Raw genomic sequence first — 24560 nt, 5'->3', positions numbered from 1 at the left:
ATATCTTGAGCGTGCAAGCATGTGCTTGCATGAATACGACTTCATATCCTGAAGAGGAAGTCTTGATTGTGGATGGCGGCGAAACTGCTCCTGGTAAAATCCCGGGCAAACGCATCGCCTTGGCCGCCGCGGGCGTCATTGCAATCCTGGCGCTTTGCGGCGTCGGCCTGTATTTCCGGGTAAACGCCATCAATTACGAGTCCACCGATGACGCCTTCGTGGACGGCCACGTCATCCAGGTGAGCCCCAAAATCGCGGGCCGGGTCGAGCGGGTGCTGGTGGACGACAACCAGGAGGTCAAAAAGGGCGATCCGGTCCTGGAGATCGACCCCAGAGACTACGCCGCACAGCTCAAGCAAAAGCAGGCGGCACTGGAGAGCATGAAGGCCCAGGCGACGGCGGCGCAGGCATCGGTGGAGCAACAGCTTGCCAATGTCAGGAGCCTCCAGGCCACCTTGAAACAGGACGAGGCCGACCAGCACGCCGCCGAGGCCCAGGCGCACCAGGCCGCCGACGATCTGCGCCGGGTGCAGGACCTCGCCAAGCAGCACATCGTCTCCGCTCAAGACCTCGTTCACGCCCAGGATGCCGACCGTTCGGCCCAGGCCAATGTGGAATCGGCCAAAATGAAAGGGCTCGCCGCGCAGGCGCAAGTGGCGCAGGGAGAGGCGCAAGTGCGCTCCTACCAGGCCCTCTATCAATATGTCCTTGCCCAGATCAAGGAAAACGAGGCCAACGTCGAGGCGGCCCTCTTGAACCACTCCTACGCCAAAGTGGCCGCGCCGGAGTCCGGCCGCATTACCCACAAGTCCGTGGAGCCGGGCGATTATATCCAGGCGGGGCAGAACGTCCTCGCGCTCATCCCGTCGAACCTTTGGATTACCGCCAATTTTAAGGAAAACCAATTACGGTGGATGCGTCCCGGCCAGCCGGTGACGATCAAACTGGACGCCCTCGGGGCGCAGGAGTTCAAGGGGCACGTGGAGAGCATCCAGATGGGCAGCGGCGCGCGCTTCAGCCTGCTCCCACCGGAAAACGCCACCGGCAATTACGTAAAGGTCGTCCAGCGGGTTCCGGTGAAAATCCTCTTCGACGAGCTTCCCGAAACGGGCATGCCCATCGGGCCCGGAGAATCCGTGGTGCCCACGGTCAAGGTGCAGAATTTTCACTACACTCCGCTTGAGTTGAGCCTGGTCATGGCGGCTGCTGCCGTGGTGATCGCGGTTTTTCTGCGGCGGATTTTCGGCGTACAAAAGAAACTGGAACAGGAGTTGGCTCCCGATGCCCGGCAAGGCACATCCTCAGACGACACGGAACTGGAAGCCGGCCGCTAACCCCTGGCTGATCGCCGCGGGCGTCATGCTGGCGACGTTCATGGAAGTGCTCGACACCTCCGTGGCCAACGTCTCCCTGACGCACATCGCGGGGAACCTTTCCGCCAGCACGGACGAGGCCACCTGGGTGCTTACGAGCTACCTGGTTTCCAACGCCATCATCCTGCCTGCCTCTGGCTGGCTGGGCCGCTACTTTGGCCGCAAACGCTTTCTGCTGACCTGCATCGTCCTTTTCACCCTCGCCTCGGTGCTTTGCGGGCTGGCCGGCAGCCTCGGAATGCTCATTCTGGCGCGCGTCATCCAGGGCGTGGGCGGGGGCGCGTTGCAGCCGGTGGCCCAGGCCGTGATGCTCGAAACGTTTCCCGCGTCCAAGCGGGGCATGGCCATGGCGGTCTACTCGATGGGGGTCGTGGTGGCCCCGATCCTCGGCCCCACGCTCGGCGGCTGGCTTACCGACAATTATTCCTGGCGCTGGGTGTTTTTCATCAACCTGCCGGTGGGCATCGTGGCCGTCATGATGGTGATGCGCTTTCTCGAAGACCCGCCCTACCTCAAAAACGCAAACGCGCGGGCGGAGAGCATCGACTACGTGGGCTTCGGCTTGCTGGCGCTCTGGATCGGCTGCTTGCAGATCCTGCTCGACAAGGGCCAGGATGAGGACTGGTTTTCCTCCCATTTCATCGTCGGGTTGGCGGTGTTTGCCGTTGCCGGGTTCGCGGCTTTCCTGGCGTGGGAGCTGAAAACTCCGCACCCGATCGTGAATTTGCACGTGCTCAAAAGCCGCAACCTAGCCATCGGGGTGGCGCTCAATTTTACCATCGGCGCCATTCTTTTCAGCACCACGGCGGTGATCCCTCAGTTTCTGCAAATCCTGCTCGGCTACCCGTCGCTGCAAGCCGGGCTGGTGATGAGCCCGCGGGGCATTGGCGCCATCGTGGGGGCCATGGTTGCCGGGCGTATGATCACATGGGTTGACGGGCGTTTCTGGATGGCCCAGGGCGCCCTGTTGCTCGGACTGACGATGTTCGTCTTTGGCGGGGTCAATACCGGCATCGCCCCAAACAACCTCTTGTGGCCCATCATCATCAGCGGCTTTGCCACCACGTCACTTTTTGTCCCAATGACCACCTTCTCGGTTGCGTCGCTCAAACGGGAGGAGATGGGCGACGCCGCCGGGCTCACAAGCCTGGTCCGGAACCTCGGGGGCTCCGTGGGGATCTCCCTTATCACGGCGCTTGTTACCCGTAGCAGCCAAGTCCACCAGGCGCTGCTGGCCAAGGAGATGACGCCGCTCAACGCTCCGTTCCGCAACGGTCTTGCCGCGGCGCAGCACGCCCTGGCGGCCCAGACGGGGCAGGCCGCCCACGCGCAGGGGTATGGGGTCATGTACCAGTTGCTCCAGCATCAGGCGGGTCTTTGGGCTTACGTCGAGCAATTCCGGCTGCTAGTATGGGCTTGTCTCGCGCTGGCCCCTCTGATCTTTCTCTTTAAGAAAAGCAAGCCCCGGCCGGACGCCCCTGCCCAAGCCCATTAACCAATCAAGCCCACTTCCATAATGGATCCGCACATCAAGCCGTCAAGCCACGCCGGCACAGAGCCGAATGATCCGGCGTGCCCCCGCTACACCCAGGCCTCCTGCCTATTAACCCGGCAGAAAATCCTGGATGCCGCGAAAAAAGTTTTCGCCCGCGACGGGTTTCAGGGCGCTACCACCCGGGAGATCGCCCGCGAGGCGGGGGTCAACGAAGTCACCCTCTTCCGCCACTTCCAAACCCGGGATCATCTTCTCCGGGAAGCCATTCTTGATGGGATGATCGACGTCGAGGAACTGGTCGGGCCCGAAGAGATGTGGAAGCAGGACTTCCCAGCGGAAATGGAGCGATTTGTCGGGCGGTATTACGCGCGGTTGCTGGAGCGGGAGACTCTGGTGCGCGCGATCGTGGGCGAGGGGGGGCGGCTCTCCCCGGCGGTCCGCCAGGCGATGATGGAGAAAAAAATCCTGCCGATCCGGGACGCCGTGATTCAGCGCTTCTTGGCGGCTCGGGAAAGCGGCTGCATCCGTGCCGATATCGACGTGGGAGCCGCCACAGACAGCCTGCGCGACTGCCTGCACGCGGGGATGCTCCGCCGCACGATGTATGGCGACGGAGGGTGCGGTCTGGAAACTTACCTGCACGCTGTCACCTCTGTATTTCTAAATGGGATTCAGTAATTCCAGCGAGTGAAAGATTGCGGAGAAAACGGCTTGGTATGGCGGCCAGAGCGTCCACTTTTCCCCTACGAAAGCGAACCTCGCCGCCTCGGAGCAAAAAAAGGCAAGTCGGGGTTCGCCGTTGAGAAAAGCGACGGATACCTGGGGGGTGAAGCTGGGAGAAACCGGCAATCGGTTCCATACGCGTCTCGGTGCGTCAACGCGCAACGGAGTGCATCCACGTTCGCTTGATTTGGCGCAACGATCCATCATCCTTCCCGAGAATCGTAGCCCCTCTTTCCCATTCCTTTCCGATGAATATCGCCCATTGTTTAAGAACGTTACTCGCCGCATTTTTCCTGGCTTCCAGCCTTTATGGACACGCCGACAATGCCCTCGTTGAATCCGGGGAAAGAGTGCTGTTTGACCGTCTCAGCACGCTTCGGCAATACAATGGGTTGAAGGGCGCCGAGGCAAAGCAGGATCCCAATACACGGGAGTTGAGCGTTTCGTTGAGCAAGCCTGATTCCGGCGTGGGAATTCGCTGCATTAGGGGGAGCAAGCGGCTCGACCCTCTTCCCTATTTGAGCGATCCGGCGCCTTGCCTGGAAATCACGTTCCGCTATGGCTCGCAAGCGGCTCCCTCCAGTTTTTACGCCATCCTGGAAACCCTTGATCTATCCACCAAGCCGGCAGTGCGCAAAACCATTTGCACGCAGACCGTGGCTACCGCTTCGGCAACGAGCCTGCCGGATGGATGGAGAATGCTCCGTCTCCCGCTCAATGCCTCCAGCGAGAACAACATTACTGGGGATGATGCGATTGAAAACGTTCAGATTTGGGGCGGTTCTCCCGGGGCGTTTGAGCTTTGCAAGGTGTCGCTTGCGCGGTTGAGGCATGTTTCCGTCGAGGTCAAAAATCCCGGCGCGCCCAACCTCGAGATCGAAGGCCGTACAGCCGAACCCTCGGCCATGGTGACCTTGAAATTGGTGAATGCTTCTGGAAAGGCCGTTGCCCAAACGGTGCAGGCCAGTGGCGGAAGGTACCAATTCACGTGGAGCAATCCTCCGCTGACTCCCGGGAAAGCAAACTCGCTGAAGGCTTCGGTGAGCGGTGGAAAGAACCCGCTGGACGAAGCGGTGCCTGTGGAGGTTTTTGGCTTTTTGCAGGATACATCCCATGTTTGGCTGAAAGTGAAAGGGCGGGAGATCGTCACCGCGCCGAACAGCAAAGGAGGCGAGCGGCCCTTCTATTCCGTGGGGGTCGGGTATGGGAAGAATGTCCTCGTCAGGGGGTATGATGAGGAAGTTGCCGACTATTGCAAATCGATGGGGCTCAATACGCTGCGTCTGGCATTTTACACGATGAACTTCAATAGCCGCCCGGAGGAACCGCTAAGCTTTGAGGAGATCACCGCTTTTATTAATCCGGTGTTGGAAGCCGCGAAGCGCCACGGGTTATACGTGATCCTGGACGATCACTCGTACTTTAAAAACGAGATCGACGAAGCGACGGCGCGCCAGGACCAGGCATCGAAAGGATGGACCGAAGAGCGGTTCCAGAACTGGGTCAACCGCTGGGTGCAGGTAGCGAGCTACTACAAGAACGAGCCGTTTGTTCTCGGCTACGAGCTTTGCAACGAACCGGTTTGCGCCCCAGAAGTCGCGCAAAAATGGTACCGGCGCTGCATCGAGGCCATCCGCAAAGTCGACTCGCGGCATATCGTCATCGTTGGCTCCAATAGCTGGAGCCATTCGCGGACGCTAGAACGCACTTGGGGGGGGATCGCCGACAAAATCGATGCTCCCTATAACAACGTTATGTTTTCATTCCATGACTATCCACAGGACGATAACCCGTGGGTGGTCCAAGCCACGTTGCGCGCTTTCCAGGCCAAATACAACGTGCCCGTCATGTGCACGGAGTTTGGCGGCGGCGGCAAGCCTGAACCCATTCACCGCGAATTCCAGGCGGGGATGCTTTCGCTTTTTGCGTTCGACAAAATCCACTGGATGATCTGGTCCATCTATTACGACAAAACCCGCGCCGTCAGCTTTCCCTCGATTGCGGTGAAGGTTGAGGGAGAAAAGAGTCCGGAGAAGGCATGGAAAATCCAAAACACCAATCCCGGTTACTGGATTCCCTACGTTGACCTTTGGGCGCCCACGGCGCGTATCATGGGCTCGCCGTTCCCCGAGGCGACTGGCACCTCGGCTTCCCAGAATTAGGGCCGGTTGTGTGATGGTAAGCTCTTGCCTATTGATAGATACTGGAACATACCAATGTAATGTCGCGAGCACCGTTAATCTGGGCACTTTTCCTATTTGCAATAGGTGACGTTGGTGCAGGAATCGCAGGTTGTTCTAATCGGTTTGGCATTCTCGAAATCTATCCCACCGATGGGAAAGAATGGTCCTCCTGTTGGGCGAATGGAATTGCGCGAACTTTTACAGGAGTCGACCCCGAGGATTTATGGTTTGATGCCGACCATGGAGATGCTTCTTACCATGTTGACGGCAAGGGGCAGTTAAGTGTAACCGGCGCAACCCCACGAATGTACATTCATGATCCCGCGCGAAGAGAAGCCTGGGGTAATGTCGAAATGACGGTGTATGCCAAACGAATCTCTGACCAATCCACCCCGTGGGGAGGAATCATCGGAGCCGCACGAACAAACCATGGGACAACGGGCGACGAAAATAAGAACTTGGGCGATACGAGGGGAATTCTCGCTCGGGTTCGGTATGATGGCAAAATTGATTTCGAGAAAGAAACGAGCCATCCCAACTCGTCTGTGGTCAATACGAAGACTGTTTGGGCTGACGGGCTTCCCTATAACGTATGGATTGGATACAAGTTCGTTGTCTACGATCTTCCCGACGGCAACGTAAAGCTCGAGCTGTACCTGGACCTTACAGACGGTTTCAAAGGAGGCGAGTGGAAGAAAGTGAGCGAGTTTATAGATAACGGAAGCAATTTCGGCGTTGGCGGGGTTGCCTGTAGGCCAGGAGTGAGCCCGTCGGTACGCCTAACAAGAGGAAACGCTCGACCGGGTTCTGAATCGGGTAATCCTAACGCTACCGTATATTGGAGAAGCGATAACGTGGGCGAAAGTGGTCTGCTATATAAAAAAATGAGCGTGCGAGAGATCGCCCCAAGAATTCAATAACCGGTGTAGTATTCTCAAATTTAAAGGACCACGGAGCCGCCATCGGCTAACAGACCGCGCAAAGCGGACGTGGAAACCTCCCGGGCGGCGCATCCGTTTTGGAGCGCGAGGAATGCGGCGGTGCCCGCGGCTTCGCCCACTTGGTTCATGATGACCATCACGCGAATGGCCCCGAAGGCGTCGGCATGCGCGTCGAGCATTCGGCCCGCAAGCAGCAGGTTGGCATAGTCTCCGCGCGGGACGATGCTGCGGTATGGAATTTGGTAATACGTTGGGTTTTCCGCTGTCTCCGGACGCCAGCGACCTTCAATAGTCGGGCGGCCCGGAACGGAATAAAACTCCCGACCGTCGAGATGGCGGAAGGTGTTCCCGGGTCTGTCCTGGTGGTGAATATCGACGCGGTAGGAGCCGTTGGCGATGGCGTCCTCGAACGGCTTTCCGTAAAGGATTTCATCGCCGGTGATTTGGTGCAGGCAGCGCACGTGGCGGGACTCGCGGATGCCGATCCGGGAGGGTAGGGCCTGAAGGGCGACGCGGTTTTCAGGAAACGTTTCGCGGAAGATATCCAGGACGGCCCGGATCTGCCGGCGACCTTCGATCTCGCTTTCTGTAAGCTCGTCGGCGACCGCGGCATTGAGGTGAAGAATCCGCGAGGCGGCCAGCATGAAAATCTCCGAAGAGGGGACCATCGCTCCCCATAGATAACCTTCCGGTAAATGGCGTTCCGCGGCGTGATCAAGAACGGCTCGGCTGATTTCTCCAAAGTCGCCGGGCATGGTGTCCCAGCCGGAAACCTTGGCGCATGCCGTGGCCGGTTGACCCTGGGTGGGCAGGTAGGTTTCCAGGCCGAGGCGGGCGGCGAGATCACCGTCTCCCGAGGCGTCGATGAAGAACCGTGCTTTGATGGCGCCCCGGCCCGACTTGTTCTCCACAATGGCGGCTTTCAAGACGCCGTCCTGAACGCAGGGGGCCACAAACTGGGTGTGAAAATAAATTTTTAGGCGGTGCTTGCGAGCGATTTCGTCGAGATCGATTTTGAGCTCTTCGGAGTTGAAGATGAAGCCGTTGCCGGGATTGCGTTCCACCACGCGCACGGCCTGGCGCTTTTGCAGTCGGGCGACGATTTCCGCTGTGAGTCCGCCGATGATCGTTCGATTGAACTCTGTATCCAGGAGGCTGTGCCAGACATTGACGAGCGCCGAGGTGGCGATGCCGCCGAAGCAGTTTTGCTGCTCGACGATGGCGACTTTTAACCCCAGCCGCGCCGCGCGGATCGCCGCGAAGAGCCCTGTGCACGAGCCGCCGATGACGCAGAGATCGCATTCATGAATCACGGGCGTGGTCAGATGTTCTGTAATGTGGGTGTCGATGGACATAGATGGAAGGGAGATGTCGTGCTATTGGCCTAACAAGGGGTGAATAAGGGCGCGAGTAAAAACTGGAGGATTGCAACGGAGTGCACTATTTGTCCATTGCTTGGCGCGGTTTTACCGCGAAGAGTGCACTGGCATATGAAATTCCTTCCTATCTTTCGTTCTCGCCGGATCCCGTGGCTCGGATTGGCCATGGCGTTTCTGTTGGCCGGGTTCGGTCCCGTGCGGGCAGAGGTGCTTAAACCCGGAGATCTGGTCGCCATGTGTGGCGATTCGATCACGGCCCAAAAGCTTTACTCGCTTTATGTTGAAGACTATTTGGTGCTTTGCCAGCCGGTGCCGAAGTTGCAGACGATCCAGTTTGGATGGGGCGGCGAACGAGCCTCGGGATTGTTGGGACGGATGAAAAGCGATGTGCTTCCATTTCACCCTTCGGTCGTCACTCTTTGCTATGGAATGAACGACGGAAATTATTCGACCTCCTTGCCCAAAAACCAGGACGAGTTTCGCCGGGCGCTCGGGGGTGTTGTAGATAATTTCAAAAAAGCCGGGGTGCGGCAGATGATCGTAAGCACTCCGGGAACCGTGGATCCTGATTCGTTTAAGAAACTGTCGCCGGAGGTCTACAACCAAACCTTGGAAGGTCTCGGGCAGGTGGCCAAGGAAATCGCGACCAAAGAGGGTCTCGTGTTTGTGGATATGCATTCCGCCCTGTTGGACGCGATGGCCAAGGCGAAAGCAAAATATGGCAACGACTACCTGGTGGCGGGCAGTGACGGCGTTCATCCGAACCGCAACGGGCATCTGGTGATGGCCTATACTTTTCTCAAAGCGATGGGATTTTCGGGGGAAATCGGAACGATCACACTGGATATGAAAGATGGCAAAGCCCAGGCCACCGAAGGGCACACGATTAGTTCAGCAGGGACCGGCTTCGTCGAGGTCGAATCAACGCGCTATCCTTTTTGCTTTTACGGCGACCCTTCAAAACAGGATGCCACGCGCGGGATGATCGAGTTCATCCCGTTCAACGAGGAACTCAACCGCTTCAAACTGGTGGTCCTTAATGCGCCCGCCAAAAAGCTCAAAGTGACGTGGGGGCCCAGCTCGAAGGTCTTTTCCGCAGCGGACTTGAGCAAGGGGATCAACCTCGCCGCGGAATTCTTGGATAACCCCTTCAGCAAGCCCTTCGAGGAGGCGGATAAGAAGATCCGCGAGAAGCAGTTCCAGGAGACGCCGCTTTCCATGTCGCTGCTGCATTCCGTGCCAGATTGGGTGCGGATCCTTCCCGATGAAACCGCAACGTTCCAGGCCATGAGCGAGCGAATCGTCGAACGTTCTGTGGACTTGCGCAAAACCTCCAGCGAGGCGGTCGTTCCGGTCAAGCATCGGATCGAGTTGGAAATTGCGCCGTAGCGTCTCCTCCCTCAAAACAACCAAAATATTTACTATTAGCCATGACCACCACAACCCATTTCCGCTTACATCGCGTTACCTCCGAACCGCTCCTCAAACCCAGGCCCGATGTGACTTGGGAGCGCGGCGCGATATTGAACTCTGCCGTTTGGGAGGAGAACGGCAAGACGTATCTTTTCTATCGTGCCATCGATCATGATCCCGCCTGGCAGCAGGAGACCGGCGGAAGATACGTCACTAGTGTCGGCCTCGCGGTCAGCGAAGACGGGCTTCATTTTGAGCGCCGGGCAGAGCCAATCATTCCTTCCCGTTTTCTGGGAGGCACTACCGAAGCCCAGGATTGCCGCATTGTGAAAATCGACGGCCTTTACTATCTCACCTATTGCCTTTACGACAAGGAGATCGGGCTTCCGTCGCCAGGCTATTCGGTTTCGAGCGATCTTGAGCATTGGGAGCACCGGGGGGAACTCGTTCCGTTTGCGGATTTTGGTTACAATAAAAACGCGGCCTTCTTCCCCGAAAAAATCGGCGGCCGTTTTGCCCTGCTGCACCGCCCGGAGGCCGCTGATTACCGGCATTTGCCGAGGGAGAGCTTTGACTGGAGAACGTGGTCGCGGGCGCCGCTGGAACGCGAAGATCAAGCGCCTGGCGTCACGCTTTCGTTTTCCGATGACCTCCGTACGTGGGCGGATACGAAAGTCGTCCTCAAGCCCCGCCATGACCACTGGGATAGCGCGAAGGTGGGCCCGGGCGCGCCGCCCATCCGCACGCCGCAGGGATGGCTGAACGTCTATCACGGCGTGGATCATCACCATACCTACCGGCTTGGGATTGCGTTACACGATCTGGAGGACCCCACCGTTGTGCTTCGGCGTCAGGAAGAGGCGATCTTGCAGCCTGAGCTGGACTGGGAACGCTTTGGCGACGTGGACGGGGCTATCTTTACCTGCGGTGCGCTGTTGAAGCCAGACGGCACGCTACGCGTTTACTACGCGGGAGCGGATACGGTGCTCGGCCTAGCCGAAGCGAACGTATCCGCCTTTTTGAACGGATAATACTAAATCATTTCGCGTCCCCCGCCGCGAACATGCTGATGCGGAATGCCGTGGCCCCGAAGGGGCGCAAGGTCAGCTTCGTAAGCGGCGCGTTCGTGGTGGCGGTTGGCGCTTTGGGCAAGGTGAGATTGGGGCCAAAGGCGACCGTCTCTCCCGGCACGGTCAGTCGGACTGGCGCTTGATCCCAAGACCACGGCGAGGGCATCTGCGCATGCGTTGCCTGGATGGCGCTGCCCGGCTGCAAGGCATACTGGAAGGCAAAGGTCGGATCGGGAGCGTTCAGATCGTGATTGAGGACGGGGATGGGCAAGGCAAACAGCAACGGCCCATAGGTGACGCTGGTATAGGGTGCACCATCGGCACAGCGACCCGCGACGACGTGGGCTTCCATGGGGAGGCTCAGGCGGATAGTATCGCCGGTTTTCCATAGTTGCTGGAGCCGCGCAAAACCGTGGGAATCGCGGATTTCGCGCGGCTGGCCATTGACGGCAAGGCGCGGATTTTTGCACCACGAAGGGAGCCGGAAATAAAGCGGGAATTCCCGTGGTTGATCGGCCGTTACCTTGACCATGATGTCGCTGCCAAAGGGGTAATCTGTCTGGGTTTCCAGGCGGATTTTCGTATCGCCTACGGACACCACAGCCACGCTGGGTCCGTAGAGCGTGGCGGCGAATCCACCATCTGCGCTAGCCATCCACAGGCTGCCCACGTAGTTGGGCAAAAGCCGGGAGATATTGCCAGTGCAGCATAGCGGCTGCTGCTTGGGAGCATAGGAAGTCAACCCGCCCGCGCCGGGCTTCGCCGGGTGTGTCGCGTCGATGCGGTTCGGGCTCAGATAATAGACGTGCGATTTGAAATCAGGAGCGATGCCTCCCGGCCCTGCGTTAAAGACATCCCGCTCCACGCGGTCGCCATAGACCGGTTTGCCGGTGATGCGCAGCAGCCACGTATTGGACCACGCGTAATCCACCACGTTGCACATTTCCGTGCAGGCGAACGGCCCGACGCCGCCGATCTCCTCGTGCCCGGGGGTTAGCCCATAAGGCAGCATCGCGTTTTGCTCCATGTCCTCCTCGCACAGCTCCGAGAACCGGAGCCAGTCGGCCTCTCCGCTAAAGAGATAGCCGATGGCGGGGATCTTCGCGGTTTCATTGACGGTGACAGCGTGGCCGAAGGCGACGGAGTAAAAATGCGAATCCATTTTCCCACTTGCCAGCCCTTGTTCGTGCCAATGCAAGCGGGTGTCGATTTCATCGGAAAGCGAACGCAGCACGGCAACGGCGTCGTCGCGCAGTTGGACGCGCCCCCCGAGGCGGTATGCTTCCAGCATTGCTTCGATGTTGAGCGGTTGGCGGCCCCGGTGTTCGATCAGCGAAAACACCCGGCCTTTGGTGTTGGTCAGCGCATCAAAGCGGGCGTAATCGTTGTAGATTTTTTCGATGGCATGGAGGTAGCGCGGATCGCGATTGAAGGAATATTCCGCCACCAGTGCACGGCCCAATACGGCCATTGGCCAGTGGGCCCACTTTTCGCCGTCGTCCCACCGGACGCCGTTGAGTTCCGTGGGCGGCCTGCCCGCTTCGATGCGTTGGATGACGCTCTCGAAACGGAGGCGGCATTTGGCGAGCAACGCCTCGTCGCCCATCAGGTGCGCGAGCCGCGAAGCGCCGTCGAGCCAATAGCCTGCTTGTTCGAGCACATAGCCGTTGACCTTGTCCCCTTGCTGCATGGCCTCCTTTTTCAGCCCCGGGATGGAGGCGTCCGTTTGCGGATCGAGCCAACCCCTGGCGAAGGCCGGGTCGAGTTCGTCAGCGTGCCCGGCGATGCCCTCCAGCGCTTGCTGGCACCAGTCGCGCAGCCATCCCTCGGGCGTCACATTCCCCACGGGGAGAGGCGTGAATACTGGCGGTTTTGCGTAATCCGGCTCCGCCGCCAAGCTCGTCGAAATTGACGATAAAACCACGAGCGCTGAAGCCCACAAGCAAAGGGTGCGGGGCGAAAAACGGGAGGAAGAGATCATGGGCCGGTTATGATGAAAATTGGGCTGGAATATCAATGTTACTACAAAGCACCTCGTTGCCAAATACCCATGATCAAGGAGGTCTCAAAAGAAAACCCGGGAATCATCGCGCAACGGGGTGCGCTTAAAACCGTTTGCCCGATACAGGCTGAGCGCTAATTTGGCAACGACTTCCAATCTGTCATTCGCCTCAAGCTCAAACCCTCTTGAGAAATCCCATCCCCAAATGAGTATGAAAACCCCTACCCCTATTCACAAATACCTGAAAGTCGCCGTTCCGCTTGCCTCGCTCCTGCTGGTGGCACCCGTGCATGCAGCGGTGTATACCTATAATGGAAACGGCAACTGGAGCGCCGTCAGCAATTGGGATACGGGGATTGTACCCAATGCGGTGGGGGCTGTCGTTTCCAGAACGGCATCAGGAAACTATGCGCTGACTAATGACATTGGCGCGGTCACTGTGGGCACCATTTCCCTGACTGGTAACTCCCAATTTACCATCAACACTGGAACGGCGGGAAATTCACTTACGCTAAACGGTGGCGGATCTGGGGCACTTATTGAAAATGCATCCACCGCGGTCGGAGCATCTTTGATTCTATCGAATAGTGGCGCGGCTCTGAATGTCGTGGACAATCTTCAGATCAAGCAATCGGACGCCAACAGCACGACGAGCGCTGCATCGAATAGATGGGCAATATCGATCAATCAACGGTTGGTAGGCACTGGGAACATTACGATTACCAATGTGCTTAATGACCTCAATTATGGCTCGATTACCTTAGGGGGTGGGACGACTTCCGCTGGGCCGTACACCGGAGCCGTGACTTTGGCTCAAGGAGCTTTGTCGTGGAGTTCCAATGCCGCTTTTGGAAATACAAGTGGGATAACTCTGGGAAGCACCGGCGGCGGCGATGTGTCGTTCGTGTCTATCTATACGCCAGCGACCGTCGGGGCGAATATCACGGTGGCGGCCAATACTGGCGGGAAAACCGTCCTCGGCTCAACCGTCCTGACAAGTCCAACTTCTTCCATATCCCAGAATTTCAATGGCAACCTGTTGCTCAATCAGAACCTGACGGTGATCAGCCAAATGACAAACGCTGATACTTCTGGGGTGGCGCTTACAGGCACCGTTTCCGGCACGGGAGGGCTCCAGATCAACGGCACGGTAAAGAGTTCCGGTGCCAATATCGATACCACGGGTATCGTAAAAATGTCGGGCACCAACACCTTCACAGGCGACACCCGGGTTTACAAAGGCACCCTGTTGTTGGGGGCGGCTTCTGGAAACAAATCCTATGCGCTCCAGAACAGCACGCTGAACCTCGACGCAGCCGATAGTGGCACCGTCGGTTTTGGTTTGAACAGCAGCACCACCGTCAATTCCGCTGTTCTGGGCGGTTTGTCAGGTTCCCGCGATCTCGCGTTGCAAAATATCAATGCCACCGTCGCCGCCGTGGCTTTGAGCGTGGGGAACAACAATCAAGACACAACCTACAGCGGCGGACTGACAGGGGCCGGGTCGCTAACGAAGATTGGAACCGGCAAGCTGATTCTCGGCGGCAGCAGCAGCTACACCGGGGCGACCACCATCACCGGAGGCATCCTGCAACTCGGCAATGGTAGCACCACGGGGGCGCTTTCGACCTCCAGCGCGATTAACAACAATAGCGTTCTGGTTATCAACCGGAGCAACGCAGTGGCGCAAGGCACAGATTTCTCCGGCGCGGCCATCACGGGAACCGGCCAATTCACGCAAGCCGGAATCGGCACCACGACCTTGAACGCCATCAATAGCTTTAGCGGCGCGGTGAACGTCCAAAACGGCGTCTTGTCCTTCAACACAGTGGCCGCCAACGGCAGCGCGCAAGCTCTGGGCTCCGGCAACACGGTGAACCTGGGCGTGGCCAGCACCTCCTCCGGTATTATCCAATACACCGGCGCGGCAGGCACCCTTGCCAAGAGCATCTACGCCCTGGGCAACGGCCTCAACACCGTCCAAAACAACGGCAGCGGGCTCCTGACGCTCTCCGGTTCCCTGGTCAAAAACGGCACGGTCCTGGTGCTGAACGGCGGCAGCGGCGGCATCAACGTCACCGGTACCATCAGCGGCTCCAGTGCTAATTCCGACCTTTATGTGACCGGTGGCACCACCACCCTGAGCTCTGTAAATACCTACAACGGCCCCACGTGGGTCTATGGCGGCGGGATTTTGGTCAACGGCATCACCAACGCCCTTCCGACCAATACCTCCCTCATCTTGGGCGGCACGAGCGGCGGCACCGATAATAGCAGCAACGCCTTCGACCTCCACGGTTACAACCAGACCGTCGCAGCGCTGACCAGCACGGGGAGCGGTATTCAGACGGTAACCAATAATGGCTCCGGTGCATCCCTTCTGACAGTGACCGGCGGCGGCACCTACAACGGCATCATCACCAATGGCAACGCCACCACGGCACTAACCGTTAGTGGCGGCAACCTGATCCTTGGCGGCGTCAACACTTATACAGGCGCGACCACCGTTAGCGGCGGCACCTTGAGTGTGAATGGATCGCTCGCCAACAGCGCGGTCAGCATTGCCAGCCTGGCGACCTTGAACGGCGCGGGTACCATCAACGGCACCGCTGATATCTCCGGTACGGCTTCCGGCAGCCTCACGTTCAACAACGCCGTAACCGTTCGCGCTGGTGCGACGGCCTCCGCGGCTGCGTTCAACGACAATATTACGGACAACGGAACGATCACCAGCGGCCTGACGGTGCAGCGCGGCAAGACCCTGAGCGGTTCCGGTTCGGTAATCGGAACCACCACCGTCACCAGCGGTACGGTTAACGGCAGCGGCCTGACGCTCGGGGTCACGACGCTGAACGGATTGAGCACGCTGAGCGGCTACAACATCGCCAGCAGCGTGGCGGTGACGGCGGGTACCACCGCTCTGACGGGCACCACCAAGACCACCAGCGCCCTCACGGTGGCTGTGGGCGCGACGTTAAGCGCCAACGGCACCATCGATGGCAGCGCCTTGATCAGCGGCGTCATCAAAGGCACCAGCACGGTGACAGGCGATCTCACTTTGGACGCCTCATCCACTCTGGCGCCAGCGGTGAGCGGCGCGACGGCAGGGCTGACCTACGACCAGATCAAGGTGGGCGGGAACGTCTCCCTCAACGGCACGCTGGATCTTACTTCGCTGAGCGGCCTCACCCTGGGGGCGACCATCGTTCTCATCGACAACACCGGCAGCGGCACGACCACGGGGTACTTTTCCACGATCCTCACGAGCGGCTCCACCTACACGCTCTCTTCCAACAACGACACTACCTTCACCGTGGCTGGCACAGAATATCTCTTGAGCTACCAAGCAAGTAGCGAGGGCGACGGCCACAATAACGATGTGACTTTGACCGTCGTTCCCGAGCCCAGCACTTGGGCGATGATCGTTGGCGGAGTGGGGATGCTAGGCTTTGCGCAGCGCCTCCGCCGTCGTCAGTAGGAAATTCTCAGGGGTATTGAACGCAACGTGGCATTTTTCGAAGTGCCACGTTGCTTTGCGTTGAGGTCTGAATTACGCGGAAAGAATGTGAGGCTCCCTTAACCGCCGCGTGGAACTTCCGGGAATCCACTCGCCCTCGATAAAGACCGTTTTGGGATAAGCGGGACACCCTCGTTGATTGAGCATCAACTGTTCGGCGACAATCTCCACCCCGGCCGATCCCACCAGCCCTGTGTGCTGGTCGATACCTGACCAGTCTGGCTCGTTCTCGTGGCGGCTCAAGATCAGCATCCCGACCTCTCCCGGGACATCAATCTTGTGCTGCGCCAGCCAGACCGGCACATGCTGCGTAAGGCAAATGATCGCCTCGGGCCGGTTTTTCGCGTACCATTTGAGAAATGCCCTGTCATTCCAGTTGGCGGTATCGGTTACAAACTCCGGTACCCGATATTTTGGCGCGACCTTGCTGGAGTAGAGCAGATAGGCGGCGCGGAAGGTGCCCTGTGCGTAGCTGTCGGCCCGGGCCGGTATGGCAAGCCCGATCCGCCGGTAGCCCAGCCGGTGCAGCTTGCGAATCGCCAGGCACATGTTGTGATAGTGATTGGGCGCGGTGTGGGAAAACCGGGGATGCACATGAGCAAACCCCAGGGTCGCCACCGAAAAATGCTGCCAGTCAAGCTTGAGGCGCACAAACGGATTCTCGAACGGCCCCACCAGCACTCCATCCACCCCGCGGGCAACAAGAATATCGTTGCAGCGGTGTCCGCTCAGCGATTGATCCAGCACCGAAATCGGGTCTATTTCAAAGCCGAGCTCCGACGCCCTTTGCTTCGCAGCATCGTAAATCTTCCGATACGACGGCACCTCGCGATACCACTGGCGTAGCGGATACGGCGTGATGAATGCGATCACCGCCTGGCTGCGCGACGGCTGCGCGCTCCGCACGCGTTGCATGTTGGCCGTAACGTACGGGTTTTCCCGGTAGCCGATTTGCGCGGCGACTTCGGTGATCCGCTTTCGGGTCTCTTCTGGGATTGATGGGTGATTTTTGAGAGCGCGACTGACGGTTGAGCGCGCCACACCGGCTGCCGCGGCAACGTCGTTCTGGGTGGGGAAGGGGAACGGCTCGGACATAGGGGAATTAAACTATGTTCGTAGCGCGGGAGCAAGAATTACGCAACGCGGTGCATCGTTTTCCGATTGTTCCGCCCGCAGGGCTGTTTTATCGCTGGAGGGTCTCCCTGAATTGCTAAACCATGACGCCCTTCTCCCAAAATCTATCGTGTTTAACCCGCCGGTTCGAAACGCTGATCGAGCGCCCGAACGCCGTCGATGATGAGTGGTACAACGGCGTTTTCGAACGCTACCGCAATCCCGTGCTCACGGCCGCCCACGTCCCGCTGGATTGGCGGTTTGACCTCAACCCGGCGACCAACCCGCTCCTTTTGGAACGCCTGGGGATTAACGCCGCGTTCAACCCGGGGGCGATCTATCTCGATGGAAAATTTCTGCTCGTCTGCCGTGTCGAAGGGGCGGATCGCAAATCCTTCTTTGCGGTTGCAGAAAGCGAAACCGGTATCGACGGCTTCCGCTTTTGGGAGGAGCCGGTCGATCTGCCCGAAACTGGCGAACCGGACACCAACGTCTACGACATGCGGCTCACGGCCCACGAGGATGGATGGATTTACGGTCTTTTTTGCACGGAGAGAAAAGACCCCGCGGCAAGCCCGCATGATACCTCCAGCGCGGTGGCGCAATGTGGCATTGTTCGCACCAAGGATTTGAAAACATGGCAGCGCCTTCCGGATTTGATATCGCGCTCGGCGCAGCAACGCAACGTGGTGTTGCACCCTGAGTTCATTGGCGGGCGTTACGCGCTCTACACCCGGCCCCAGGAAAGCTTCATCGAGGCGGGCTCCGGCGGCGGCATCGGCTGGGCGCTCTGCGATTCCATGGAGAAAGCGGAAATCGGCGAGGAATCCATTGTCGATCCACGCGTTTACCACACCATCAAGGAATCCAAAAACGGCCAGGGACCCGCGCCGATCAAAACCGAAAAAGGCTGGCTGCACCTCGCCCACGGCGTTCGCAACACGGCGGCCGGATTGCGATATGTGCTGTATGTATTCTTGAGTGACTTGGATGATCCCAAGCGCGTCATCGCCCGCCCGGGGGGATATTTCCTGGCCCCAGAGGGTGGCGAACGGATTGGCGATGTTTCCAACGTGGTGTTCTGCAACGGCTGGATCGCTCGTTCTACTGGCGAGGTGTATATTTACTATGCTTCGTCAGACACACGCTGCCATGTTGCGACGACCAGCGTGGAACGTCTGCTTGATTACGTGCTCAATACTCCCGAAGATGGCCTGACCAGCCGGGCGTGCGTCCTGACCCGGACGGCGCTGATTTGCAAGAACCGGACTCTGACCAAATAGGGCTTTTTAACCAAAGGCCGCCTCCGTTAATCAGGCGGCCTTTGGGGGTTATTCCATTCGGAGCGTTTCGGTGCAGCAAATCTGTCGGGATGAAACCCCCGCTTCGACCCCGAACTCCCCGGCCTCTACCACCCACGCATTCGCTGCCGGGCTCCAGAATGCAAATGCCTCGCGGGGCAGGAACACCTCCACCAAGCGGGTTTCTCCAGGCTCCAGAGCGACTTTTTGGAACTCCTTGAGCTCGCGCGACGGCCGCTCCACCGAGCACGCCTTCTGGCCGACGTAGAACTGCACCACTTCCGCACCCGCGCGGTTTCCGGTGTTGGTAATATTAAGTAGCGCGTGCACGCCGACTTTGGATATTTCCAGTCGCAGGTTTTCCAACGAAAACGTGGTGTAGCTGAGGCCGTGTCCAAACGGGAAAAGCGGCTCGATCTCCCGGGCGTCGTACCAGCGGTATCCGACAAAAACGCCTTCCTTATAATCGCAGAACTCCGCGTTATAATCGTTGAGCTGGTGTGCCGGGGTGTCTTGGAGCGAGCGCGGGAAGGTCATCGGCAGTTTCCCGGACGGGTTGACTTCGCCCAGCAAGACCTCTGCAATCGCGTTGCCGCCCTCCATTCCCGCATACCACGCCTGCACAATGGCGGGCGCGTCAGCCGCCCAAGGCATCTCCACCGGCGAGCCACCAACCAGCACAACGGCGGTCCGGGGATTCAGCCCCAAAATTTTCGCCAACAGCTCGTTTTGCCCGTCGTGGAGAGCCATGTCGGGCCGGTCGGAACCTTCCACATCGTATTGATGGTTCAGCCCGCCGACGAATATCACAGCGTCGGCTTCTCGAACCGCGCGGAGCAGTTCCAGGGGCTCTTCCTGCCGCGCGGACGAGCCGGGCGGAATCCAGCCGAGGTGAACGCGGCCCGCCCCGTGCGGCGTTAGCGCCACCGAGAACCGATAGGTATGGCCAGCTTCCAGTTCAATCGACTTGGCGATCACATCCTTCTGGCCATCGGACCAACACTGGATCAACGCCTCGCCATCGATTTCAAGCCGGGCGTGGTTCACACCGGTGAGTACAAATTCATAAATTCCCGAGCGCGGGGGCGTCAGCGTGGTCTCCCAGGAAATAGTAAACTCCGTTTCATCGTCCCATGTAAAATCAAGCGTAGCGTCGGCGCTTTCGGTTGGGGCTCCCGAAAAATTTCGGTTTGGGAAATAGCGCCGTTTCCAGCCATGGGTGCCCGCCCCTTTGTCGGCGATGCCGAGGTATTCCCCCTGGATATCTGGGGCCGATTTGGAAATGGGAGGATACCCTTGGAAATACTGGATTTTAACCGCATCGCCCAGTCGGTTGCGAAGCCCCTGCAACGGCGTGACCTCGTACAACGCCTTCACGCCCGAGCTATTCCCGCCGCGGGCGTGTTCTGCGGTGGCGTTGTCGCCGATGACGACCAGATTGCGCAGCGTCTTGGGGTCTAGCGGTAAAACCTGGCGTTCGTTTTTGAGAAGTACAATCGCTTCCCTGGCTAGCTCCAAAGCCGCCTGGTGATGTCGCGTCGAATTGCGTTCACCTGGCTTGCGGTCGGCGTCGAAAAGCCTGACGCGGAACATCACGCGGAGAATACGCCGGGCCTTGTCGTCCAGCAACGCTGGCTCAAGTTCTCCGCGTTCAATCGCCTCCCGGAAGGGCCGCGCGAGGTAATACTCGTCATACGGGCGGCTGGTCCCCATTTCCAAATCCAGCCCGTAGCGGGCCGCTTCCATGGTGTCGTACGTGCCAGCCCAGTCGGAAATTACCACGCCGTCAAATCCCCATTCGCCCTTGAGGATCTCATTGAGCAGATGTTCGTTGTGGCAGCAATGCTGGCCGCGGAACTTGTTATAAGCCCCCATCAGCGTCCACGCCTTGCCCGTCATCACGGCAGCCTTGAAGCCGGGGAGATAAATTTCGCGCAGCGTGCGCTCGTCCATCCGCGCGTCCACCCCGTTGCGGTTGAGTTCCTGGGAATTGGCTGCGAAATGTTTGACGCACGCTGCGACGTCCTGACTCTGGATTCCCTCGATTACCGGAACCACCATTTTCGAAATGTGGCAGGGATCTTCGCTGTAATACTCAAAATTACGACCGCAAAGCGGGGTGCGAACAATATTGATGCCAGGACCAAGGATGATGTCTTTCCCTCGAGCCCGCGCCTCCGCGCCGAGGACTTCGCCGAACCGTCTTGCCGATTGCGGATTCCAGGTCGCCGCGAGAGCCGTCCCCGTTGGTAGGTAGGTTGCGAAATCCGTGTCCGTATCGACCGCCTCCCAGCTATCGCGTTCAATTTCGTGGCGCACGCCGTGTGGGCCATCGGACATCCAAAATTCCGGGATCCCCAGGCGGTCATTTGCCGCCACGGCGAATTTCGATCCGGCGTGGCATAGGGCGACTTTTTCTTCCAAGGTCATGCGCGCCAGGAGTGCGTCGACCCTTTGTTCGATTTCGGCCATAGTGATTGGACCGGATTTTGACACCCTAGCGGGGAAAGGCGAGCGCAGATTGCTTTTGCGAATGGTTGGCCGGGGCGGCCTGGCATTGCACATAGGCCAGCGTGTTGGCGAGCAACCGGGCGGCAACCGGGTCGTGGACAATGGCAGCCGGGGTGATTTCAGCGGCAACCAGCATGCCTTCTCCCATGCGGCACTCGAAGAGGGGCGTGCCGGTGGATTGGACCACATCCTGCGGTTGTTTGAGGTAGTTATGGTAATCGCAGAACTCCGCAAGAACGGACACGCCCGTTTTGGTGCGGTCCACCCGAAACACCCCTTCGCAAACCAGCGCTGATGGGCGCGGGCCCGTGTGGAACCAGGCGAGATCCTGTGGTTCCAGGCCGTTGAAGATGGGAGCTTCGGGTAAATGAAAGTTAACGATCTCGCCCGGAACGCAGCGGTAATCCTTGACGGTTCCCGGCAACATTTCGGGCAAAAGATCTCCCACGTTCAGGAGTAAAAGTTGACCGCCGTTTTCGACATAATCCCGCAGCGAGGCTAGAGCTTGGCGCACGTGCTCGCTTCGTCCCGCGACGGCAAGGCACGGCGTGGCGGCTGGGTAAACCTCCGCTAGATCATCGAGCGTCTTTGCGCCCATTGGGATGAGATCGACATATTGCCCCTCCGGATCATAGACGGCGAGGGGAGCTAATCCGCTCCCGGTGAGCGGAGCTGCGGCCCACTTCCGGGATGCGACGACCACCGGATAGTCATTTTCGGAAATCGTCCTACCCCGAGCCGTCCATTGTAGCTTTAAGCTGCCCTCGCACCGCCCTGCAACATTCCCCGGCATCACGAAATCGACCGCAATTTGGCGATTCGCGTAATAGGGTACTGTGGGAGTCGGCACGCAGCCTTGTGCGAGCGGCGCGCCGTGAGGGTCGGCCACCTGCCAAAGCAACTCGCCTTCTGGAATCGGTTGCGCGTCGGTGGCGTCGTTGATGAGATAGACTTGGTGCGAAACGGAGTCGCCACAGAAGAAATGCCGGCCAAAAAATTCCGCGCTGACCAGAGCCGGTTGCAGCGTGGTTTTCAAAGCCGCATAAGGCGCCCACGGTGCAATGGTCGTCGCGTCATGCACGTTTTTAAACCAACTCAGATAAGCAAAATGCAAGACTCCCGCTGCTTCGTTGCGATTGGTCCGGCGGATCGCCTCGCCGGTTTCCTTCGTGATGAAGGCGACGCGGTTGAGGAAGTGCCGGGGATCGTTGTGCTCGAAGGCATAGTCCCCCACCAGTGCCTGTGGCGTGGCATGGTTAAAGAGATAGCCGCGTACCGGCAGGCCGTCGTCATTGCGCGGGTAGCCGCTGGAAAGCTCCTGTGAAATGCAAGGCCGGTCCGGGCTGGCCAATCCCTTCGCAAACTCGCCCCGGTAAGTGGTGGTAAACGAAGGGTGATACCAGGAGTAATACTGGTGAATATCATCCACATCGCCATCATCGAACCCCTGGGGCTGCACGATGCGCTCGTAATCCTCCTGGTGCCGCCGGCGCACGTAGCCCGAATCGGCGACGACGGGGCGTGTCGGATCGAGCTCGCGGACCGTTCGGATCATGCGGGTGACGATGCCCCATTTGCGTGCTAGCAGCTCTTTATTCTCGTGGTCGAAAATGTAGAACTTCATCTCGTTGTTGACCGTCCAGAGCACCACCGAGGGGTGGTTGCGGTATTTGCGAACGAGCGAGGCGAAGTCGTTGTGCCAGATCTCAAGCAGCCTCGGGTTGGGCAACTCCCCGTGCAGCATCAGCCAGGGCCAGATGCCCTCGAATGAGACGAGCATTCCCTGCCGGTCGGTTTCGGCGGCCCAGGTCTCCGTCAGCGGTGCCACATGCGTGCGTGTTACCCGCACATTGCCTTCGCGCGCCAACTCGACAAAGCGGCGGGCCAGCGCGGCGTCGTTGGGCCGCAGGCCGTGGGGAAAATGGTTCGCCCCGCGCAGCCAGTACGGCTGGCCGTTGAGCAGGAAGCGATTTCCGCTGACGCCAAACGTGCGGAAGCCGAACGTGGTCTGGTGCGAGTCGATCCTTTGGCGGTCGCGGAAGAGTTCGAGATCCAGCACGTACAGGTGCGGCGCATCCGGATGCCAGGGGAGGGGATTCGTTTTAGGGAGTTGCAGCGTTAGGCGTGCAAGCTCGGCGGGCGAGCCGTGGGCGGCCTCGCGGCAAGCTAGAAGAATTTCGCCGGTTGCTTTGGCGCGAACCGTGTACCCGAGCGTGATGGGTTCTGCGCCGGTCCCGGTGCGTGCGCCGATTTCCACGTTCACCCGCGCGGTGTCGAGCGCCGGTTGCACAAACACATCCTGGACGTAAACCTCACGGGTGATCACCAGCTTTACCGGCTGCCAAATTCCCGCAGGATCGAAGTTGAACATGTCCCGGGGCACTGAATTGGTCATCTCCGCGGTCACTTCCACGGATTCCGCGATGCCGACAATGCGGCCGTCTTTGCTGGAGAGGTTTTCCGGGTGCCGGATCACTTTGACGGCGATTAGATTCTCCCCGGGGCGCGCCAAGTCGGTAATATCCAATCGGATCTCGCTGAACATCCCGATGTGCGTTTCGGCCAGGCTGCCGTTGACCCAGATTTCGCACGCCTTTGCGATGGCATCGAAGCACAGCTCAAAGCGGTGTCCACGCAGATCCTCCGGCAGCATTATGTGGTGCCGGTACCACGCGGTTTGCGTCGCCTGCCAGTCAAAGCCATAGCCTTCCACGCGGGCCATTTCGGCGAGCCAGAGAGCGTCGTTGATGCCCCGGCTTGAGGAAACCCCCTCAAGGTGATCGAACATCGTCTCCCCGTGTTGCCAGGCCAGCATCGGTGTCCAGAAATGCGGGACATCCATCGTGTGCCAGGCGGAATCGTCGAGGTCGACATTGGCGAATTCGCCATCAAGAGCGCTTTGGGGCTTAAATAGCCAGCAGCCGTTGAGTGGAATTTCCGCGCGAGTGTCGGGTAGCACCTCAACTCGTGCTGGAGTGTAAGTCGCATGCCGGGTGATCGCGGGACGCGCCGCCGCTGGTGCTTCCGCTAATTCCGGGAGATCCGCCGAGGCGCGTGAACGGACTGTGACCTCGGAAAACTCCGTAGTGAGATAGCCGCCGCCCAGCACCAAGCCGCCTTCGGTCCACCCGTTGGTATCGTCTTCGATTGCCATGCGCGGGTTGGTTTCATCGCCGAGATAAACCAGGATGTGGCGGTCTTGGAGTAGAATGCGCAAGGTGTACCAAGTGCCCACACGCGGTGAAAATTCGAGCGGTGCGATCCCCAAAAATCGGAACCCGCCGTCCGGGGCGTAGCGTGCCAGATAAAGGTGGTTATTGTTGCCGCCGCGCAAGCCGATCACATAACGGCTGTGGCGGTCGCGCGCGCGAAAGCCCGCCCACACCTGCACCTCGGGGGTGCCTTGCGGCGCGCGGCACTGGAGCGCAATCTCCGCGTTGGCATGCCGCAGCGAACTTAAAAGAAAGCCGTTGCGGACCAGAACGGTATCCGCCGTGTGGCTCACATTGGCTCTTCCACAAACCGTCCAGTGGCATGGG

14 protein-coding genes are annotated in these 24560 nt (G+C 59.1%); 9 read left to right on the top strand and 5 right to left on the bottom strand.

Features of this window, described 5'->3' with window-relative positions; translation table 11 throughout:
- The first annotated feature begins 29 nt into the window (after positions 1 to 29).
- The 5 genes from B2828_RS09485 (at position 30) to B2828_RS09465 (ending at position 6694) form a co-directional block, all read left to right on the top strand.
- A complete protein-coding gene (locus tag B2828_RS09485; protein WP_479633486.1) occupies positions 30 to 1334 on the top strand; it encodes an HlyD family secretion protein in 1305 nt (434 codons plus the stop codon).
- Positions 1282 to 2868, top strand: coding sequence for a DHA2 family efflux MFS transporter permease subunit (locus B2828_RS09480; RefSeq protein WP_479633485.1), 1587 nt, complete (start codon positions 1282 to 1284; stop codon positions 2866 to 2868). The genes B2828_RS09485 and B2828_RS09480 overlap by 53 nt, the downstream gene beginning before the upstream one ends.
- A 21-nt stretch (positions 2869 to 2889) precedes the next feature.
- Complete coding sequence (locus tag B2828_RS09475) at positions 2890 to 3546, top strand: TetR/AcrR family transcriptional regulator (protein ID WP_479633484.1); 657 nt, start codon at positions 2890 to 2892, stop codon at positions 3544 to 3546.
- Positions 3547 to 3839: 293 nt separating this feature from the next.
- On the top strand, positions 3840 to 5753 hold the full coding sequence (locus B2828_RS09470; RefSeq protein ID WP_479633483.1) for a glycoside hydrolase family 5 protein: 1914 nt from the start codon (positions 3840 to 3842) through the stop codon (positions 5751 to 5753).
- 59 nt (positions 5754 to 5812) lie between these two features.
- On the top strand, positions 5813 to 6694 hold the full coding sequence (locus tag B2828_RS09465; protein ID WP_479633482.1) for a hypothetical protein: 882 nt from the start codon (positions 5813 to 5815) through the stop codon (positions 6692 to 6694).
- 20 nt (positions 6695 to 6714) lie between these two features.
- Here B2828_RS09465 and B2828_RS09460 read toward each other — a convergent pair whose 3' ends face one another.
- Positions 6715 to 8070 (bottom strand): FAD-dependent oxidoreductase, encoded by a 1356-nt coding sequence (locus B2828_RS09460; RefSeq protein ID WP_479633481.1) that lies wholly within the window; start codon positions 8068 to 8070, stop codon positions 6715 to 6717.
- A gap of 39 nt (positions 8071 to 8109) precedes the next feature.
- Here B2828_RS09460 and B2828_RS09455 point away from each other — a divergent pair, with 39 nt between their 5' ends.
- Positions 8110 to 9483, top strand: a complete 1374-nt coding sequence (locus B2828_RS09455) for an SGNH/GDSL hydrolase family protein (RefSeq protein WP_479633480.1) — start codon at positions 8110 to 8112, stop codon at positions 9481 to 9483.
- Between the two features lie 41 nt (positions 9484 to 9524).
- Entirely contained in the window at positions 9525 to 10538 is a 1014-nt protein-coding gene (locus B2828_RS09450) for a glycoside hydrolase family 130 protein (protein ID WP_479633479.1), read from the top strand.
- A gap of 7 nt (positions 10539 to 10545) precedes the next feature.
- Here the strand turns inward: B2828_RS09450 and B2828_RS09445 are convergent, their stop codons facing one another.
- Entirely contained in the window at positions 10546 to 12501 is a 1956-nt protein-coding gene (locus B2828_RS09445) for a beta-L-arabinofuranosidase domain-containing protein (RefSeq protein WP_479633478.1), read from the bottom strand.
- A gap of 289 nt (positions 12502 to 12790) precedes the next feature.
- Here B2828_RS09445 and B2828_RS09440 point away from each other — a divergent pair, with 289 nt between their 5' ends.
- Positions 12791 to 16057 (top strand): autotransporter-associated beta strand repeat-containing protein, encoded by a 3267-nt coding sequence (locus B2828_RS09440; RefSeq protein ID WP_479633477.1) that lies wholly within the window; start codon positions 12791 to 12793, stop codon positions 16055 to 16057.
- A gap of 72 nt (positions 16058 to 16129) precedes the next feature.
- Here B2828_RS09440 and B2828_RS09435 read toward each other — a convergent pair whose 3' ends face one another.
- Complete coding sequence (locus B2828_RS09435) at positions 16130 to 17191, bottom strand: LacI family DNA-binding transcriptional regulator (RefSeq protein WP_479633476.1); 1062 nt, start codon at positions 17189 to 17191, stop codon at positions 16130 to 16132.
- A 122-nt stretch (positions 17192 to 17313) separates the two neighbouring features.
- On the opposite strand from B2828_RS09435, the gene B2828_RS09430 reads away from it, so the two are divergent.
- Positions 17314 to 18492 carry a glycoside hydrolase family 130 protein gene (locus B2828_RS09430; RefSeq protein WP_479633475.1) on the top strand — a complete coding sequence of 393 codons (1179 nt, stop codon included), beginning with the start codon at positions 17314 to 17316 and terminating at the stop codon, positions 18490 to 18492.
- A gap of 48 nt (positions 18493 to 18540) precedes the next feature.
- Here B2828_RS09430 and B2828_RS09425 read toward each other — a convergent pair whose 3' ends face one another.
- Positions 18541 to 20982: a beta-glucosidase H gene (locus tag B2828_RS09425; RefSeq protein WP_479633474.1), complete on the bottom strand. Its 2442-nt coding sequence runs from the start codon at positions 20980 to 20982 to the stop codon at positions 18541 to 18543.
- Positions 20983 to 21007: 25 nt separating this feature from the next.
- The gene (locus tag B2828_RS09420) at positions 21008 to 24526 is read right to left on the bottom strand and encodes a glycoside hydrolase family 2 protein (protein WP_479633473.1); all 3519 of its coding nucleotides are present in this window, start codon (positions 24524 to 24526) and stop codon (positions 21008 to 21010) included.
- Positions 24527 to 24560 lie beyond the last annotated feature (34 nt).

Source organism: Spartobacteria bacterium UBA695, assembly GCA_002298145.1.
Classification (GTDB): Bacteria; Verrucomicrobiota; Verrucomicrobiia; order Chthoniobacterales; family Chthoniobacteraceae; genus UBA695.
Note: the sequence above shows the minus strand (reverse complement) of the source record. Positions and strands in the feature narration are given on the sequence as shown.